Raw genomic sequence first — 17,321 nt, 5'->3', positions numbered from 1 at the left:
TTAACTTTAACATGATATTAATAGCGCAATAATAGCCGCTTCTCTAGGGAAGGTGCGAACAAGTCCTCTTGTCTCAGCATGTGGATAAAAGCCTGTTATTCGAGGCGAGTAGCGAATGTGAATAGTGGTTCTATTTTCGAGGTGCTCAACAAAGAATACAGGCTTTTAGGCCATGCCCTGCGGGTCTTTCAGAGAAAACGCCACATGTCGTTGCGACTCTTTGAAAGGTACCTACATTCCTTCAGAGTCGCGCCTTATTTGACGATTTCTCTGAAAGACTGAGGCTTAGTAGACTTATTCGCACCTTCCCTTGGCGTGCGCCTAATAACAACGATAATGGATTCCAGCTCAGACAATGACAGAACAACAGAAAAAAACCTTATTGTTAGTCGATGATGATCAAGACATTCGTCAGCTGCTTTGTGATGCCTTATCACAAAAAGGCTACAAGGTTTTGGAAGCCGAAGACAGCACTCAGATGTGGTCCCACCTTGAAGCTGAGCCTGTGGATTTGATTCTGATGGATTTGTACCTTCGTGAAGAAGATGGGTTGAGTCTTGCTCGTGAAGTGCGTGAGCGCTTTGTAATGCCCATCATGATGTTAACAGGCAAAGGAGATGAAACAGATCGAATTCTAGGATTAGAGTTAGCCGCCGATGACTACATGATGAAGCCGTTCAATCTCCGTGAACTCACGGCACGAATTCACGCATTGTTGCGTCGTTCTTATCACGCTCCGGTCGTAACAAGTAACACGATTAATCAAGATCATGACTGCCTCAGATTTGGTAGTTGGACGCTGGATTTGACGGCCCGTTTGCTGCATGACCCCAATGGCAAATTGGTTACCTTAACGCTGGGAGAGTTTTCTCTATTGGAAGTGCTCGCTCGTCACCCTGATCGTATTTTCTCTCGCGAACAATTAATTGAACAAAGCCGAGGTTTAGAGACGGAAGTCTTTGATCGCACGGTTGATGTATTAATTCTACGACTGAGACGCAAAATAGAGTCAAACCCGAAAACACCGGAATTTATTAAGACCCAACGCGGACTTGGTTACTTTTTCCAAGGCCCAGTGCGGATGAACTAGATGCGTTTTACCAGTATCCGACAAAAAGCCTCTCTGGCGATTTTAGCGATTAGCTTGGTGGCATTTTTTATGGTCGGTATTGGCTGGCAGTCTATGCGTGTCAGTGAAGCCTCTTTATCGGAATTTGAGTCCGAAACCCTACCTGAAATTTCTACTTCCCTAACCTTAGCCGAAGGCGTGGCCCAGTTGGCGGCCATCGCACCTTATACTGCGGGTTCTGGGCGTCCTTTCCAATTGCAGACCGAATCTGAACGCATTCATCGTCGCATTCTTGAATTGCGTGGTGTGGCAGACAGTTTGACGGATTCTGTCTTTCAGCGGGACATTGACGAGCGATTGGATGATTTACAAAAGACCCTTGAAGAGCTGGTGGCCTTGGTGCGAGAAGAGTTGTACTTGCGTGAGGACAGCTTGGCTCAGCAATTTCGTATTCGTCAATTGCCGCCTAATGATCGTGCCGCCCGTGTCGACAGTCAGCAAGGTCTGGTTTGGTTGCTACAGTTACTTGAGTCACCAAGTTTGGTGCCTGAAAGTATGTTGGAAAGCTTAAAACTGTCAGAACAAAACGAGCAAGTGGCGAGCATTGCCGATGATTTGCTGAAGGCGCATCGACGCTTGAATCAGATTCAAGAGCGCAAAAATTATCTATTGATTTCGATTCGCGCCAAATCGGAACAGTTGAGTAAACAGGTGAGCGACTTTGTCGGAGGCTTGCAGAAGAAAGTAAGCCGCCAACGGCAAGAGGTTTCTTCGTTTGTCGCACGAGGTCAAAATTGGATTATCGGTATCTCGGTGTTTTTGTTATTGGGCTTAACGCGCTTGTATTTATACAGCCAACGCATGACAAAAGACTTAGGTGTGGTTACCAATGACATGGAGCAGCTGTCTTTGGGACGCGTTGACTCAAAACACACAGGCATACACCGTAATGATGAAATAGGTACTTTGGCAGACACTTTCGAAGTCTTTCGCCGCGATGCCCTAAGACGTTTAGAGGTGACGGCGGAATTGTCGGAGCAAAAGCGTTTGCTTGAAACTATCTTTGATAATATGAACGATGGGTTGAGTGTATTTTCAGCTAAAGGAACTTTGGTTGCTTGGAATGTGGGTTACCAGAAGTTATTTGATTTATCGGATGATGATTTGCAGGTGGGCATGCCCATTGATGAAGTGCAAAACCTGATTAACCAAGGACAGCATAAAAACCTGAACCTAGAAAATCAGCAAGTTCACATGGAAGAAGTGAACGTCTCTCGTCATTTGCGTTTCCAAAGTTTCGAGCGCCATTTTGATTCTGGCAAAATTGTTGAGTTTCGTTCCAAGCCTATGCCGGAAGGTGGTTTTGTGACCTTGTATACGGATTTAACGGAACGTAAGAGTGTCGAAAGCCAGCTGAGACAAGCGCAAAAAATGGAAATGCTAGGACAGCTGACCGGCGGCGTCGCCCATGACTTTAATAATCTTCTGGCCGCCATTATGGGCAATCTGCAAATGCTGTCAGACTCACGCCCACAAACCGAGGATCAAGCCCGATATATAGAGCGAGCCTTGGTGGTGTCAGAGAAAAGTAGCAATTTGGTGCAGAGGCTGTTGGCCTTTAGTCGCCGTCAGCAACTCTTTCCTGTGGCGATTGCTATCGACGATTTGATTGAAGGCATGTTGGATTTGGTTGAATACAGTGTGGGCTCGCATATTGTTGTCGAAAGTGACCTGCAATGCCCTAATGTTGTGAGCTTAATCGACCCTTCGCAGTTAGAGAATGCCTTGCTAAATTTATCGTTGAACAGTGCCAGTGCTATGCCTAATGGCGGGCGTTTATTTTTCTCAACCAAATTATGTACCTTGCCAGACAGTGATGTGCCAGCCATACGGATTAAAGTGGAAGATTCGGGCGAAGGGATTGATGAGGACGTCATTGGTCGCATTTTTGAGCCTTTCTTTACCACTAAGCCGGTTGGCAAGGGCAGTGGTTTGGGCTTGAGTATGATTTATGGTTTTGTGAAGCAAAGTGGTGGCGAAATTAAAGTCACTTCGGAAAAAGGCAAATGGACTCGTGTTTGTTTGTTTTTGCCTCAGCAAATGACACAGCAAGATCCACTAATGGAAGAAGGTTCACTAGGAGCGGATGAAAAAGCGAGCCAGCAAGATAGCATTTTGTTGCCAGAATTTAGCCTTGTTTGGCTCGTGGAAGATGACGAAGAAGTATGCCGAGTCATGCGTGAACAATTAGAAAAAATGGGCTTTATGGTGCAAACCTTTGAGTGTGCAGAAGCCGTGATGAAGGCTTTGAACAAAGCCATTGTTCCGGATGCCATCGTCTCAGATGTTAACCTAGCAGGATCGGTGAGTGGTGTGGAGCTGGCCCACAGTCTTGCATCGGAACCATTCGGTTTTACTGGGCCAATATTGCTAATGTCTGGCTTGCCAAAAGACGAATTAAAGCAAAAATATCAATTAAAAGACGATGATCTTTTCATATCAAAACCCTTTACGATCAAAGAGTTGAGCCAAATATTTCAAGTCGATAATTGAAATATTACAAATATTACAAAAAAAGATTAAATGATGAAATTATTCATTAGTTTTTTCACTTCATAGTGTTTTATCAAAGCAGAGTCGGGGCTGGATCTGTTTTGAATGGCATCGCTGCCAATAATAAAAACAAAAAGTGGAGTTATAAAAATAATGAAATTCATGCATCGTATCCCGTATAAAAAATTGGCTTGTCTAGTAGCGGCTGGCACCTTGTCTACCGTGGCTATGGCCGATACCCCAATCATTGGTTTAATCACCAAAACCAACACCAATCCATTCTTCGTCAAAATGAAAGAAGGCGCGCAACAGAAAGCGAAAGAGCTTGGTGTTGAATTGCGTACGTTTGCTGGCCGTTACGATGGCGATAACGAAACGCAAGTGCAAGCGGTGGAAAACTTAATTGCCGCAGGTGCTAAAGGTATTCTTATTACTCCAAGTGATACCGCGGGCATTGTGCCGACGATTCAAAAAGCACGTGATGCGGGTTTGCTCGTTATTGCGTTAGACACGCCTCTAAGTCCTGCTAGTGCCGCTGATATGACGTTCGCAACAGACAACTTTAAAGCTGGCGAAATGATTGGTATGTGGGCCAAAGCGAAACTAGGCGATAAAGCCAAAGACGCTAAAATTGCTCTGCTAGATTTAAGTACTAGCCAAATTACCGTAGACGTTGCTCGTGACCAAGGGTTCTTGAAAGGTTTTGGTATCGATCTAAAAGATCCTAAGCGTATGGGTGATGAGACGGATCCACGTATTGTGGGTAACGATGTGACACAAGGATCTGAAGAAGGTGGCCGTCGTGCGATGGAAAACCTACTGCAAAAAGACCCAGAAGTGAACTTGGTGTACACCATTAATGAACCAGCCGCAGCCGGTGCATATGAAGCATTGAAATCATTCGGGCTTGAGAAAGACGTATTGATTGTTTCCGTTGATGGCGGTTGTCCAGGTGTGCGCAATATCAAAGATGGCGTGATCGGCGCTACTTCTATGCAATTCCCTCTTAAAATGGCCTCTGAAGGTGTCACCGCGATTGTTGAGTTCGCCAAATCTGGCTCACGTCCTTCGGCATCAAACGGTCTCGATTTCTTTGACACGGGTGTTCAGTTAATTACTGATGAACCTGTAAAAGGCGTTCAATCGGTTTCGTCTAAAACTGGCTTGAGCATGTGTTGGGGCTAATCAATCTATTGTGATAGATGGGTGTGAAGGCGCCCTTATTTACCGTTAGCCAAACCGTTGGCTAACGGTACTTTTTCTGTCTAGCACGATGCTTTCTCTCTGGAGTTGTCTATGAGTTCTACCAACACAAAACCGTCTACAGTGGTGCTTGATCACGATAAAGTGGCGGATCAAGCCAGTACCTATGTTGCCAAGTTCGAGCGTAAAGAAACCCTTGTGCAGCGTTTCCAAAAGTTTCTTCATCATTATCCGATTGCCGCTCCAAGTATCGTTTTAATTTTGGCGATCGTTGGTTTTAGCATGATAGTGGGTGGGCGCTTTCTGCACCCATTTAACCTGTCTTTGATTCTGCAACAAGTCACTATTATCGGTGTGATTGGTGTTGCTCAGACCTTAATAATTCTAACGGCGGGAATCGATTTGTCCGTCGGTGCCATCATGGTATTGGCGTCCGTGGTCATGGGCCGTATGGCGATGGATTATGGCTTCGAAGCTTGGCTTGCCTTGTTGATTGGTATTGGTGTTGGTGCACTGGCTGGCTTTATTAATGGCCTATTGATTACGCGTATGAAACTGCCGCCATTTATTGCCACTCTTGGTTCCTGGAACGTCTTTTTTGCTTTGAACTTGTGGTACTCAAAGAGCGAAACCATTCGTTCTCAAGATATTAGTGCTGCTGCGCCTTTGTTGCAGTGGTTGGGTGAAACCATCAACGTATTTGGTGCCAGATTAACTTATGGTTCTTTGTTGATGTTGGCGATCTTCTTTGTGATTTGGTATGCGTTAAATTGGACTCCGTGGGGACGTCACGTTTATGCCACAGGTGATGATCCTGCGGCCGCGAAATTGGCGGGTATCCGTACCGACCGTATCTTGCTGTCTGTGTATATTTTAGCGGGTGTGGTGTGTGCTATTGGTGCTTGGGTATTGATTGGTCGTATTGGTTCTATCAGTCCACAGGCTGGTTACACGACAAACTTAGACAGTATTACCGCTGTGGTTATCGGTGGTTGCAGCTTGTTTGGTGGTCGCGGGTCGATTTATGGCACCTTGATTGGCGCCTTAGTGGTTGGCGTGTTTCGTAATGGTTTGGCACTCGCTGGTGTCGATGTGCTTTGGCAAGAGTTCACCGTCGGTATTTTGATTATTGTTGCCGTTGGTGTCGATCAGTGGATCCGAAGAGGAACAGCATAATGGTAGCTCAATACGATAAGACTCCTGTGTTACAAACCAAGAATTTGGTAAAGCGCTATGGCAGTGTAACAGCCATTGATCATGCGGATTTCGAGCTGTACCCAGGTGAAATTTTAGCGGTGATTGGTGATAACGGGGCAGGTAAGTCCTCATTGATCAAAGCCTTGTCTGGCGCATTGATTCCTGATGAAGGCGAGATCTTGTTAGACGGTAAGCCAGTGCATTTTACGTCACCAATGGAAGCCCGCGCATTAGGCATTGAAACGGTTTATCAGAATTTGGCGGTTTCTCCAGCGTTGAACATTTCTGATAATTTGTTCCTTGGTCGTGAATTACTCAAGCCTGGGATTCTTGGCAAGGTGTTCCGCATGCTAGATAAAAAGGAAATGGAGCGCCGTGCTCGCGATAAGATGGCCGAGCTTGGGTTGATGACGATTCAAAATATCAGTCAAGCCGTTGAATCTTTGTCTGGTGGTCAACGTCAAGGTGTGGCGGTTGCACGCTCTGCTTTATTTGGCAGCAAGGTGGTTATTATGGATGAGCCTACCGCCGCCCTTGGGGTGAAAGAGTCACGCCGAGTCTTGAATCTGATTAAAGAAGTACGTGACCGTGGATTGCCTATCATCTTGATCAGTCACAATATGCCCCATGTATTTGAAGTGGCTGACCGCATCCATATTCATCGCTTGGGTAAGCGAGCGGCGATTGTCACTCCACAGTCTCATACTATGTCTGACGCTGTGGCCATTATGACAGGCGCTATGGACGTCGGTGAATCCGAGGAAGCCGCTGCCTAAGATAAAAGTGAAACCGCTATTTTTATCTGTCATCAGGTAGGGCAAAATAGCGGCCTTTCATCAGGGGAAATACCATGAGCGCAAGCAAACCATCTACGTCGCTTTTTGATAAAGCACGACAGCTTTGGAAGTCGTACCGAGTGATGCCTAGCCTGTTGGCGGTTTCGGTCATTGCTGTTTCTCTTTCCCCTTTGGTATCGCAATCTTCAGAGCCTCAACCTCTCAAGTCAATTGGTATTAGTGTTGCGGATTTGGGTAATCCTTACTTTGTTCAGCTGGTGGAGACGGCTTCTGCCAAAGCAGAAGAACTGGCGGGCGAACCGGTTAAAATGTTGATTCGTTCTGATGCCTATGATTGGCAGCGCCAGATAGGACAAATTAATGATTTTATTAAGCAAAAAGTTGACCTGATTGTTTTAACCGCGGCGGATGAGTACAAGGTGGCAGCCGTTGTCGCCAAAGCTCAGCGGGCGGGAATTAAGGTAATTGCGGTTGATGTGAATGCCCAAGGCGCGGATGCCACGATCACGACGGATAACGTTCAGGCTGGTGCGATTGCCTGTGAAAAATTGGCGGAGAAAATCAATTACCAAGGTAACTTCGTAATTATTAACGGGGTGCTAGTCTCTTCTGTCATAGAACGTGTGGCGGGCTGTAAATCCGCATTGCACAAATACCCAAATATCTCTCTTTTAAGCGATCGCATGAATGGTACAGGCAGTGTGGAAGGTGGCATGGAAGCCATGACGTATTTGATGGAAGAGTACGATCACATTGATGCGGTGTTTACCATTAATGATCCAACTGCATTGGGAGCGTTGCGTGCTGCTCAACAAGCTAATCGCAGTGAGTTTTTGATGGCGTCTATTGATGGCTCCCCTTTCGCTGCGAAAATCATTAAGCAAAATAATAATCCGTGGATTGCTACTGCTGTTCAGCGGCCCATTCCTATGGCGGAAAAAGCCATCGAAATCGGAATGGATTTATTGAAAGGTAAAAGCGTTGCTCAGCGTTTTATTTTGATTCCATCGACGCTTATTGAGAAAAACTAATCTCTATTCCATCTTGGTCTTTGAATACAAGGGCGTTAAGCTAGTGCCCTTCAGGATAGAGGTTATTAATGGACACTTCGACGTTATTCTTACAAATTTTTAATACAGTTTTCCCCCTGGCCAGCATAGTGCTGGTGGCTTTCTTTTATGCACGAGTTCGACCTACCGACATGACGGTCGCGAATCGTATTAATATCAGTGTGTTTTGTCCTGCGCTGATTTTCTCCGTAATGTCGTCAAAAGATTTTCATATTGCTCAGTATGTTGATTTGATTGTTGCGGCAACGGTTGTCGTTTTAGGCTCTGGATTACTCATTTGGCCGCTGTGTAAGTGGTTGAAAATATCGCCTAAAACATTGGTTCCTCCCATGATGTTCAATAACAGTGGTAACTTGGGTATTCCGCTGATTGTATTGGCGTTTGGTGAACCGGCTTTGCCTATTGCTGTGGTGTTGTTCCTAACCGAGAACTTGCTGCATTTTACTGTTGGCATGTATTTACTTAACCCCAAAACCAACCTGCTTAATGTGCTGAAGATGCCAATGATTATCGCGACGATTCTTGGTCTAATCTGGAGTCTGCAAGGTTGGACTGTTATGCCCGCGGTGAAAGTCTCTGTAGATATGATGGGACAAATTGCCATTCCGTTGATGTTGTTTGCGCTTGGTGTGCGCATGACGAATGTGGACTTCAGTGAGTGGAAGCTTGGTGTCATCGCTGGCTTCCTGTGTCCATTGAGTGGTCTGATTATTGCGTCTATTTGGTACTATGTGGTTGGAATGTCGGTAGAGAGTTTCGGTTATCTATTGATTTTTGCCTGTTTGCCGCCTGCTGTATTGAATTATATGGTGGCCGAGCTTTATCAACAGGAACCTCACAAAGTGGCGTCGATTGTGTTAATCAGTAATTTGATGAGTGTTGGGATTATTCCTTGTGTTTTGTTCTATGTTTTATAAATCCACACTAGGAGAGCAAGCATGATGTTACAAATTGCTTTAATCGCTTTATTGGTGGCTGCTTACGCCATTGCTTCTCGTGTTTTAAAGTCCAGTATCGCTTTGTTAGGGAAAAAGAAACTTGCCAATGAAGTGCGCATCACCTACGTTTCGAAAATGCTTCACCTTGGCTTGACCGCTTTTTTTATTTTGCTGGTTTGCTTAGTGTTAGGCGTTGGTTACGGACAGCTGGCGATCTTTTTTTCCTCTGTGTTTGCTGTTGTTGGTGTGGCTCTATTTGCTCAATGGTCTATTTTAAGTAACATCACGGCGAGTTTGATTATCTTCTTTGGTTTTCCTTATCGTGTTGGTGATTGGGTCAAGGTTGTCGACAAAGACGATGAGATTTTAGGGCAAATTATGGAGATATCGTCTTTTCACGTGATTATTCATCGTTTGTCAGGTGATGTGGTGACTTATCCAAATAGTTTGATTTTGCAAAAAGCCGTGGTGCGTTTTGAGAACAAAGAAGCCGCACTGGCAATGAGTCAATTTACGCCTTCCAGTCCCTCATCAGATAAGGTGACAGATTAAGTTTGTTTATTTTGAATTGAACAAAAAATAACCAAATTTTTTAAGATTGCTGGTATTTGTGTCATACTAAGAGGCTTTCATCAGTAAGAAGAGAAGCTGCCAGTGAAATCTGATCCTGAGTCTTTATTAAAAAACAATGACGAGCTTATCCATTCTGATGCGCTTAAAGTCAAATCTCACGCCCAACGACCTCAAGAAGATTGGGTTCTTCATACCCTAATGATTGAAGGCTACGACGTGCCTTTCCGCTTTAAACGCCAGGGGAAATACCGCACATTACGTGGTGCTCGTGTCAATTTAACCTACTACCCCACGCAAGAAATGGTTGCCGGCATTCCGGTTGAAATCATGAAAGTTGTTAGGGTAAAACGAACCTAGTTGGTCGTTTAATCATGTGGCTTTCAGCACCGTTCTAGGCAGATCGCTACGCCCATCCCGCCTCCAATGCATAACGTCGCCACACCCTTTTTGGCTGATCGGCGCTGCATCTCGTGCAGCAGTGAGACAACAATGCGACAACCCGATCCTGCTAAAGGATGACCGAGGGCGATAGCGCCGCCGTTAACGTTGACGATTTCAGGGTCAATGCCAAGTTCTCTCAAGACGATGATAGATTGTCCAGCAAAGGCTTCATTGATCTCTGCTAGTTCTATTTGACCTATGTCCCAGCCTGCTATATGCAGCGCTTTTTGGGTAGCACCGATTGGGCCAAGTCCCATATTCATTGGCTCTAGTGCAAACGACGCATAGGAAGCAATGCGTACAACGGGGTCCAAGTTGGCTGTTAATAAAGCCTGTTCACTTGCGACGAGAACGGCCGCAGCACCGTCGTTTAGACCGGATGCATTGCCTACTGTGATGGTGCCCGTTTCGCAAAAAGCCGGCTTAAGTCGCGCCAGTTTTTCTAATGAAGATAGGTAAGGGTGCTCATCCTTGCTGAAGTAAATATCGCCTTGCTTAGAAGGGAGTTTAATGGGGGTCAGTTCTGCATCAAAGCGATTGGATCGTATGGCATCATCGGCTTTTAACTGTGAATGGTGCGCGAAGCGATCCTGCTCTTCCCGCGATATTTGCCATCTGGCGATAAGATGTTCGACCGTGTCACCCATGTGAAGGTTATGAAACGCATCCCATAAGCCATCAATAATCATACTGTCTTGGATTTTGAGAGGGCGTTGTTTTGCTGCGATCTGATTGGACATGATCAATTGAGGGGCATTGCTCATAGAGTCTTGCCCGCCCGCAATAATCAGGTTCGCATCGCCTGCTTTAATTGCTTGAGCCGCTAGGTGAATAGATTTTTGCCCACCCCCACAGACCTTGTTCACCGTAAAGGCGCTAACGTTAGGCGCAAGCCCTGCGAGTAATGCTGCTTGCCTTGCGGGATTCTGCCCCGCACCGCCAGTAAGTACTTGCCCAATAATAACCTCATCTATGTGCGTTGGATCTAGGTCTAACTCCTGCAACATATGAGCGATAACTTGAGCGCCAATGTCCGCGGCGTTCAGATCAGTTAACCCTCCTGATAGTTTGGCAATTGGCGACCGTTTCCCCGCAACAATGTAGACCTCGTTCATAGCATCAACCTATTCAGCATTTTTGTTGTTCTATTGATTTGATATTCTAAGTATAACCAGAATATTGATTTCTGAGTATACTTAGAATAGTCTTGATTCTTAGATAAATACAAAAATAAAAACAAATTGTGCGAATTAGGCACACTGTTAAGAGGTAAGGAATGTGAATCAGTCATTGTGGTCACCGACGCAATCAATGAAAGACGATTGTGCTTTAACACGTTTTGCTCATCAGGTTGGTTTACCAAATCATGATTATGATGCGTTGCATCGATGGTCAATCAGCGACCTAGACGGTTTCTGGTCCCAAGTGTGGGATTTCGCAGGGGTGATAGGCGAAAAAGGGAGCGATATATTTGTCTCTAACGCTGAGCACTGGATGACGGAATCACAGTTCTTTCCTTCTGCGCGGTTAAATCTAGCGGAGAATTTACTCAAACAGACGGGCAGCGCGCCTTGCGTGATTGAAACCAATGAATCTGGCGATCGGCAGGTTTATAGTGCGGATGAGGTGCGTGCAGAAGTCGCACGCGTGGCTCAAGGTTTAAGGCAAGCGGGGATTGAGCCAGGAGACCGAGTTGCGGTCGTGATGCCCAATAAATTCTCCTGTTTGGTGACGCATTTGGCGACCTTAGCTGTCGGCGGCGTATGGACCTCGTGCTCTCCAGATTTTGGGGTAGAGGCCATTATAGATCGGATTGGTCAGGTTACTCCCAAGCTCCTGTTCGTAGAGCCCACTTTTCAATACGCTGGCAAACAGCATGACATCTCACAATCTGCACTGTTATTGGCACAACGCATAGAAAGTGTTGAGCAGTTAGTCATCGTCGGGCCCCACAGTTTAGAACCCCAAGATAAGGTCACGCACTGGTCTGATTTTGGAGATGAAGCAAACCTAGAGTTTACGCGTGTCGGCTTCGATGATCCGGCTTATATCTTATATACCTCGGGTACAACGGGCGTTCCCAAAGCGATTGTTCATCGCACTGGGGGAGTACTTCTGCAGCAATTAAAAGAGCATTTGCTGCATAATGATGTGCGTAAGGGAGATCGGGTGCTGTGGTACACCAACACCGCTTGGATGATGTATCACTGGATTGTAGCCGCGCTAGGTTGTGATGCAGTACTGGTTTTATATGACGGCGCTCCCATTTTAAAGCAACAAGCCGGATTGGATTGCGCGCCTTTATGGCGAGTTGTCGAGCAAGAACAGCTCACTCATTTAGGTATCTCTCCAAAGTATCTGGGGACGCTCGCTGAAGCCGAATTTGAACCCCAGCAACACCATGATTTGTCGTCATTACGTTGGCTCTTATCGGCCGGCAGCCCAGTTGCGCCGAGCCAATATGATTGGATCTACTCAGCGATTTCAAAGCAGGTTGGTTTTTCGTCTATTTCGGGCGGTACCGAATTGATGGGCTGTTTCTTACTGGGGTCGCCTTGGCACTCATTGCGAAAAGGGACCTTAACCGCTAAGGCTCTAGGGATGGCCATCAATGTGCTGGATAATCGAGGGGCGCCTGTTATGGGGAGACAAGGCAATCTGGTATGTACCGAGCCTTTCCCGTCGATGCCTCTTTCGTTTTGGGGTGAGGATGGCTTCGCACGGTACAAGAAAACGTATTTCTCAGACAGGGATGAAATTTGGGTGCATGGCGACCACGCTCAAATGAACAGTGATGGCACCGCAGTTATCTACGGCCGTTCCGACAATACACTCAATCCCGGCGGGGTCCGAATTGGCACCGCTGATATCTATAATGCCTGTGAAGGTATCAAAGAGATCGAAGATTGTGTTGTCTTTGGTCGCCCGATTGCGGGAGACGAAGAAATTGTCTTGTGTATTCAGCTAAGAGAAGACGTGACTGCTCATGATGGATTGGCTCAGCGGATACGTAAAAGTATCAGAATGGCCTGTTCACCTCGACACGTCCCCGCTGCGATCTATTTAGTAGACGATGTGCCGTACACCCTGAATGGTAAGCGTGTTGAAGGTGCAGCTCAGTCATCATTACTTGGCAAACCGGTGAACAACGTGGCTTCGTTACAAAACCCACAATGCCTTGAGCAATATCGAAACCTTGCTCAGGAGCGTGCGTTATGAGCCAGCCCAAGGCCGCTATTATTGGTGTAGGAGAACTCAAACCTTGTCGAGTGACCAACGGCGCGAGCACGCTAGGGATGCTGGCCCAAGCATCAGCGCTCGCGTTGAAAGACGCGGGCATCCGTAAGTCTGACATCGATGGCTTACTGGTCGGCCCTCAGGTAGGCGAGACTCCCCAGCACGTACCCGCGACTGTGGCAGAATACCTCGGCTTACAACCAAATATGGCGAATGTCGTGGATCTAGGCGGTGCGTCTGGCCCAGGGATGATATGGCGTGCCGCCGCCGCTATCGAAGCAGGGATGTGTCATACCGTGCTCTGTGTGCTGGGAAATCATCGTAATCCTGAGGTTCCACGAAGCCCAAATCGCAATCCGATTCGTGAGTTTGATGTCCCCTTTGGTGCCTCGGGCGCCAACACAACGTATGCGCAACTTAAACAAGCCCATATGACCGCTTTTCAGTCGAAGGACGAGGACTTTGCGCTGATTACGCAATGGGCGCGTCATAATGCGCAGTATCATCCCCATGCCATTTTCAACGGTAAGCCATGTGATGCGAGCGATGTTTTGCAATCACCCCTTATCGCAGAGCCTTTGCATTTGTACGAAATTGTCATGCCAGTCGCAGGGGCAGAAGCGGTCATCGTCACGTCTGTCGAGCGTGCCAAAGCGCTCAATAAACCCGCCGCTTATTTAATGGGAGCGGGGGAGAAAGTGACACATCGCGCATTATCTCAAGCGCCTGATCTAACGTCTGGCCCTCTAAAGCCTTCGATGGCGCAGGCGTTTAAGCAATCGAATACATCGGTTACGGATATGGATTTGCTGTCTTTGTATGACTGCTACACGATTATGGTGGCGCTGACACTGGAAGACAGTGGTATTTGTCCACCCGGAAAATTTGGCGATTTCTTACGTCACAATACCTTTGGCTACGATGGTAGCTGTCCTATGAATACGCATGGCGGACAACTTGGCTTTGGGCAACCTGATTTAGCCGGGGGAATGACGCATGTGGTTGAGGCCGTTCATCAGCTCAGAGAGACAGCCCATGGCCGTCAGATCCGCTCCGCACAGTATGCCCTTGTGACGGGAAACGGAGCCACCTTATCTGAAGCAGTAGCTTTGGTACTCGCCAGTGAAAAGGTCGCACTAGACAATCTAGGAGAAGGCCAATGAAATCGTTTGATTTTGCGCCGCTGAAAGTCCCCGGCCCGACTAAAATCCCGCTTACAGAGCCGTTTTGGCAAGCAGCCGCCAACGGTGAGCTGCATACGCAATACTGTGAATGTTGCCAGTCGTATGTATTTTATCCGCGCGAAATATGCCCCTTTTGTTGGAGCGATCAGTTGACGTGGCGTCAAGTGTCTGGACAAGCGACGATCAAAACCCACACCACTATATGGAAGCCTGGTCACCCTGGTTGGTCGGCTGTGACGCCTTATACCGTTGGCATTATTCAGTTAGATGAAGGCCCTAGTATGTTGGCACTTTTGTTGTTAGAGCCCGAGCAACTAGAAGTTGGGCGAGCGGTTTGCTTTAAAACCATCAATATCGGCGGACAACTAATGCCCGCTTTTACCATCCCTGAGGACAATCATCATGACAAATAAAAATAACGCTTGGACGAATACTATGCACGCTCAGCCCGCTGTGGGAGATGTGGCGGAAATCAGTCGCACGACTTGTGCGGAGGATATAACGGCATTTACTCAAATGACAGGGGATCATAATCCCGTTCACTATGACAAAGCGTTAGCGGAAAAGACGCCTTTTGGCAAAATCATTGTCCAAGGAGGAGTTTCTTCTGGCATATTAAATGCGGTCGTTGCAGAACGTGTGCCCGGGCCTGGTACTGTGTTTTTAGGTGTTCAATGGAATTTCAAAAAAGCCGTTGGTGTTAATGAAACCATTACCGGGCGCGTAGAAGTGGTCAGCGTGCGTGACGATAAACCAATTTGCCAACTCAAGACCACGGTTATCGACAGTACCGGAGACGTGTGTATTGAAGGTACTGCTACCACTTATACCATGCCACTGAAGGATCTTTAATAATGTTAGACCAACCCGCAGGCCGATGGTCCGCCCTGATGGTCATCTGCCTAGGTGTTGTAGGCGTATTGGCGACTTGGTTCTCAGCGACGGCCATCATCCCTGAGTTAATTAAGGTGTGGCACTTATCTAACAATGCTGCATCGTGGTTAACCAACGCAGTACAACTGGGCTTTGTCGTTGGTGCCTTGTCTGCGTCGTTGGTGAATCTGCCTGATATTATCCGCCTCAATCGACTAATGGCGCTGTCTGCCTTATTAGCTGCCATATCGAACAGTTTGCTACTGCTAACCCCCTCGGTAGAAGTCGCCATTTTATTGCGTTTTCTAACCGGTATGTGTCTCGCGGGCGTCTACCCTGCCGCACTGAAACTGATGGCGACGTGGTTTACCAAGGGAAGAGGTTTAGCGTTGGGGTTTCTGATTGGGGCGCTGACGATTGGCTCGTCTGCGCCTCATTTATTTCGTGCCGTCACGGACAATATTCAATGGCAATGGGTGGTCCTGGTGTCGTCATCGACATCACTGTTTGCGGCGGTTTTGTTTTCATGGAAGGTAAAAGAAGGCCCTTATGCATTTGGTAAGGCGCTGTTTGATCCGAAACAGTGTTTGAAGGTCTTCACATCGAAGCCATTGTTCCTCGTCAATATGGGGTATTTTGGCCACATGTGGGAGCTCTATGCTATGTGGGCATGGCTGTTGGCCTATGCCAACGCGGCGTCGCTGCATTTGGAGTCTTTCCCTTTTGGGTCACCCTCCATGTTTTGTTTTATCGTCGTGGCATCGGGCAGCGTCGGGTGTATTTTAGGTGGAGTACTGTCTGACCGCTTTGGTCGCTGCTATACCACGATTGGGATGATGTCGGTTTCGGGCTGCTGTGCATTGCTGATGGGGTTCGTATTTGATGGCCCGGGTTGGTTGTTGGCGAGTGTGGCCGTGATTTGGGGAATGAGTATTATCGGCGACAGTGCGCAGTTTTCTGCGGCGGTGACAGAGCTAGCGGATAAGGACTTCGTCGGCACAGCATTGGCGCTACAATTAGGCATAGGGTTTGCTCTAACCGTGATTGCTATTTCAATATTGCCGCTGTTGGCAAATGCGCTAGACGGGTGGCAGTGGGTCTTTTTGATACTGGTTCCGGGGCCTGTTATAGGGAGTGTTGCAATGGCGCTTTTGCGCAGGTTGCCTGATGCAGAACGACTTGCGGCAGGGGCGAAGTAAATGTAATACGTCTTAATAGAATGCATATTTTTACTGGGCCGTCACAAACAGGCATAATGCTACTTAACACAACATGTTATAGGGCATAAGATCGATGAATGGCGATGCAGTGGAAATGGATAAGCGAAGCAGGGGACGCCCTAAGAATGATGAAAATAATAGCCCTGCAGCAAAAGCGTTGCGCCAGATGGCTAAAGACAAAGCGTTTTTTGACCGCAAGTCCCATACACCGCTTTGGGTGCAATTTAAAAATGCACTAGCTGACAAGATTCATTGTCAGGTTTTACTGCCTGATATGCGCTTACCCTCCGAACAAACCATCTGCGAAATTTTTGGAGTGTCTCGCTCGGTCGTGCGTATGGCATTAGGTAGTCTGGCGACGGAAGGGCTCCTTTACAAGGTTGCAAGAACGGGAGTCTTCGTTGCTCAGCCTCGCATGGAAACCGATTTCTTGACCTCCAACATGTCAGTGCACGCTGATTTAGAAGCGCGCGGCTACACTGTGACCTCAAAAACATTTGAGTTCAGTCGAGTGAAAGCGGATGACGCTGAGATACGCGTGTTCAACCTTTCAAAAGACGGCACTGTCGTCCGAATTGGGCGAATCTATTACTCCGATGGCGCGCCCATTACCCATACCATTATTTCGTTACCAGGTTATAAGGTTCCAGACTTTGAACACTTGGATATCGAAGATAAATCTATGTTCCAGCTCCTAAAAGACCGTTACGGCTTAGTAGCAAAGCGAGCGGAGCGTTGGTTCACCGCCGCGATGCCATCGGTAGAAGTCTGTGAACGACTTGCCCTAAGCAGTGACCAGCCTGTGATCGCAATCGAATCCATTGCCTATGATACGAATGATATGCCGCTAGAATTTTATCGTGCTTACTATAATTCAGCGGTTGCACGAATTCATGTCGCTACTAGCAATGGAGATTCCGGTAGCAATTAAAATAGGTGGGTTTTAAAGCCCTTTGATACATTATA

General features: G+C 47.1%; 16 protein-coding genes. 15 read left to right on the top strand and 1 reads right to left on the bottom strand.

The window, feature by feature from the left end:
* The first annotated feature begins 355 nt into the window (after positions 1-355).
* From C0J08_RS20715 to C0J08_RS20675, 9 genes are all read left to right on the top strand, one after another.
* A complete protein-coding gene (locus C0J08_RS20715) occupies positions 356-1,090 on the top strand; it encodes a response regulator (RefSeq protein ID WP_212653782.1) in 735 nt (244 codons plus the stop codon).
* On the top strand, positions 1,091-3,622 hold the full coding sequence (locus C0J08_RS20710) for a PAS-domain containing protein (RefSeq protein ID WP_212653781.1): 2,532 nt from the start codon (positions 1,091-1,093) through the stop codon (positions 3,620-3,622).
* A 153-nt stretch (positions 3,623-3,775) separates the two neighbouring features.
* Positions 3,776-4,807: a sugar ABC transporter substrate-binding protein gene (locus C0J08_RS20705; RefSeq protein ID WP_212653780.1), complete on the top strand. Its 1,032-nt coding sequence runs from the start codon at positions 3,776-3,778 to the stop codon at positions 4,805-4,807.
* 111 nt (positions 4,808-4,918) lie between these two features.
* Positions 4,919-6,001: an ABC transporter permease gene (locus tag C0J08_RS20700; RefSeq protein WP_212653779.1), complete on the top strand. Its 1,083-nt coding sequence runs from the start codon at positions 4,919-4,921 to the stop codon at positions 5,999-6,001.
* Positions 6,001-6,798: an ATP-binding cassette domain-containing protein gene (locus C0J08_RS20695; RefSeq protein WP_212653778.1), complete on the top strand. Its 798-nt coding sequence runs from the start codon at positions 6,001-6,003 to the stop codon at positions 6,796-6,798. Before C0J08_RS20700 ends, C0J08_RS20695 begins: the two co-directional genes overlap by 1 nt.
* A 74-nt stretch (positions 6,799-6,872) precedes the next feature.
* The gene (locus tag C0J08_RS20690; RefSeq protein WP_212653777.1) at positions 6,873-7,850 is read left to right on the top strand and encodes a substrate-binding domain-containing protein; all 978 of its coding nucleotides are present in this window, start codon (positions 6,873-6,875) and stop codon (positions 7,848-7,850) included.
* Positions 7,851-7,918: 68 nt separating this feature from the next.
* Positions 7,919-8,806 carry an AEC family transporter gene (locus C0J08_RS20685; protein ID WP_212653776.1) on the top strand — a complete coding sequence of 296 codons (888 nt, stop codon included), beginning with the start codon at positions 7,919-7,921 and terminating at the stop codon, positions 8,804-8,806.
* 21 nt (positions 8,807-8,827) lie between these two features.
* Positions 8,828-9,379 carry a mechanosensitive ion channel domain-containing protein gene (locus C0J08_RS20680; protein WP_212653775.1) on the top strand — a complete coding sequence of 184 codons (552 nt, stop codon included), beginning with the start codon at positions 8,828-8,830 and terminating at the stop codon, positions 9,377-9,379.
* A 102-nt stretch (positions 9,380-9,481) separates the two neighbouring features.
* Complete coding sequence (locus tag C0J08_RS20675) at positions 9,482-9,757, top strand: hypothetical protein (protein ID WP_110575042.1); 276 nt, start codon at positions 9,482-9,484, stop codon at positions 9,755-9,757.
* Positions 9,758-9,780: 23 nt separating this feature from the next.
* On the opposite strand, the gene C0J08_RS20670 is transcribed toward C0J08_RS20675, so the two are convergent.
* Positions 9,781-10,956 (bottom strand): thiolase family protein, encoded by a 1,176-nt coding sequence (locus C0J08_RS20670; protein ID WP_212653774.1) that lies wholly within the window; start codon positions 10,954-10,956, stop codon positions 9,781-9,783.
* 163 nt (positions 10,957-11,119) lie between these two features.
* Between C0J08_RS20670 and C0J08_RS20665 the strand changes: the two genes are divergently transcribed.
* The 6 genes from C0J08_RS20665 to C0J08_RS20640 all read left to right on the top strand — a co-directional run bounded on the left by C0J08_RS20665 (position 11,120) and on the right by C0J08_RS20640 (position 17,286).
* Complete coding sequence (locus C0J08_RS20665; RefSeq protein ID WP_212653773.1) at positions 11,120-13,060, top strand: acetoacetate--CoA ligase; 1,941 nt, start codon at positions 11,120-11,122, stop codon at positions 13,058-13,060.
* Positions 13,057-14,241 carry a thiolase family protein gene (locus C0J08_RS20660; protein WP_212653772.1) on the top strand — a complete coding sequence of 395 codons (1,185 nt, stop codon included), beginning with the start codon at positions 13,057-13,059 and terminating at the stop codon, positions 14,239-14,241. Before C0J08_RS20665 ends, C0J08_RS20660 begins: the two co-directional genes overlap by 4 nt.
* Positions 14,238-14,675, top strand: a complete 438-nt coding sequence (locus C0J08_RS20655; RefSeq protein ID WP_212653771.1) for a Zn-ribbon domain-containing OB-fold protein — start codon at positions 14,238-14,240, stop codon at positions 14,673-14,675. The genes C0J08_RS20660 and C0J08_RS20655 overlap by 4 nt, the downstream gene beginning before the upstream one ends.
* Positions 14,665-15,114: a MaoC family dehydratase gene (locus tag C0J08_RS20650; protein WP_012071839.1), complete on the top strand. Its 450-nt coding sequence runs from the start codon at positions 14,665-14,667 to the stop codon at positions 15,112-15,114. The genes C0J08_RS20655 and C0J08_RS20650 overlap by 11 nt, the downstream gene beginning before the upstream one ends.
* A 2-nt stretch (positions 15,115-15,116) precedes the next feature.
* Positions 15,117-16,334: an MFS transporter gene (locus C0J08_RS20645; RefSeq protein WP_212653770.1), complete on the top strand. Its 1,218-nt coding sequence runs from the start codon at positions 15,117-15,119 to the stop codon at positions 16,332-16,334.
* 94 nt (positions 16,335-16,428) lie between these two features.
* A complete protein-coding gene (locus C0J08_RS20640; RefSeq protein WP_212653769.1) occupies positions 16,429-17,286 on the top strand; it encodes a GntR family transcriptional regulator in 858 nt (285 codons plus the stop codon).
* Positions 17,287-17,321 lie beyond the last annotated feature (35 nt).

It is taken from the genome of Marinomonas sp. CT5, from assembly GCF_018336975.1.
Classification (GTDB): Bacteria; Pseudomonadota; Gammaproteobacteria; order Pseudomonadales; family Marinomonadaceae; genus Marinomonas.
The sequence above is the reverse complement of the archived record's forward strand: the minus strand, read 5'-3'. Positions and strand labels throughout refer to the sequence as shown.

Bases quoted from the DNA above. Each gene is read 5' to 3' on its own strand.
- C0J08_RS20710 (WP_212653781.1), top strand. From the start codon at position 1,091: ATGCGTTTTACCAGTATCCGACAAAAAGCCTCTCTGGCGATTTTAGCG.
- C0J08_RS20655 (WP_212653771.1), top strand. From the start codon at position 14,238: ATGAAATCGTTTGATTTTGCGCCGCTGAAAGTCCCCGGCCCGACTAAA.
- C0J08_RS20640 (WP_212653769.1), top strand. From the start codon at position 16,429: ATGAATGGCGATGCAGTGGAAATGGATAAGCGAAGCAGGGGACGCCCT.
- C0J08_RS20680 (WP_212653775.1), top strand. From the start codon at position 8,828: ATGATGTTACAAATTGCTTTAATCGCTTTATTGGTGGCTGCTTACGCC.
- C0J08_RS20695 (WP_212653778.1), top strand. From the start codon at position 6,001: ATGGTAGCTCAATACGATAAGACTCCTGTGTTACAAACCAAGAATTTG.
- C0J08_RS20685 (WP_212653776.1), top strand. From the start codon at position 7,919: ATGGACACTTCGACGTTATTCTTACAAATTTTTAATACAGTTTTCCCC.
- C0J08_RS20690 (WP_212653777.1), top strand. From the start codon at position 6,873: ATGAGCGCAAGCAAACCATCTACGTCGCTTTTTGATAAAGCACGACAG.
- C0J08_RS20705 (WP_212653780.1), top strand. From the start codon at position 3,776: ATGAAATTCATGCATCGTATCCCGTATAAAAAATTGGCTTGTCTAGTA.
- C0J08_RS20715 (WP_212653782.1), top strand. From the start codon at position 356: ATGACAGAACAACAGAAAAAAACCTTATTGTTAGTCGATGATGATCAA.
- C0J08_RS20670 (WP_212653774.1), bottom strand. From the start codon at position 10,956: ATGAACGAGGTCTACATTGTTGCGGGGAAACGGTCGCCAATTGCCAAA.
- C0J08_RS20660 (WP_212653772.1), top strand. From the start codon at position 13,057: ATGAGCCAGCCCAAGGCCGCTATTATTGGTGTAGGAGAACTCAAACCT.
- C0J08_RS20650 (WP_012071839.1), top strand. From the start codon at position 14,665: ATGACAAATAAAAATAACGCTTGGACGAATACTATGCACGCTCAGCCC.
- C0J08_RS20645 (WP_212653770.1), top strand. From the start codon at position 15,117: ATGTTAGACCAACCCGCAGGCCGATGGTCCGCCCTGATGGTCATCTGC.
- C0J08_RS20700 (WP_212653779.1), top strand. From the start codon at position 4,919: ATGAGTTCTACCAACACAAAACCGTCTACAGTGGTGCTTGATCACGAT.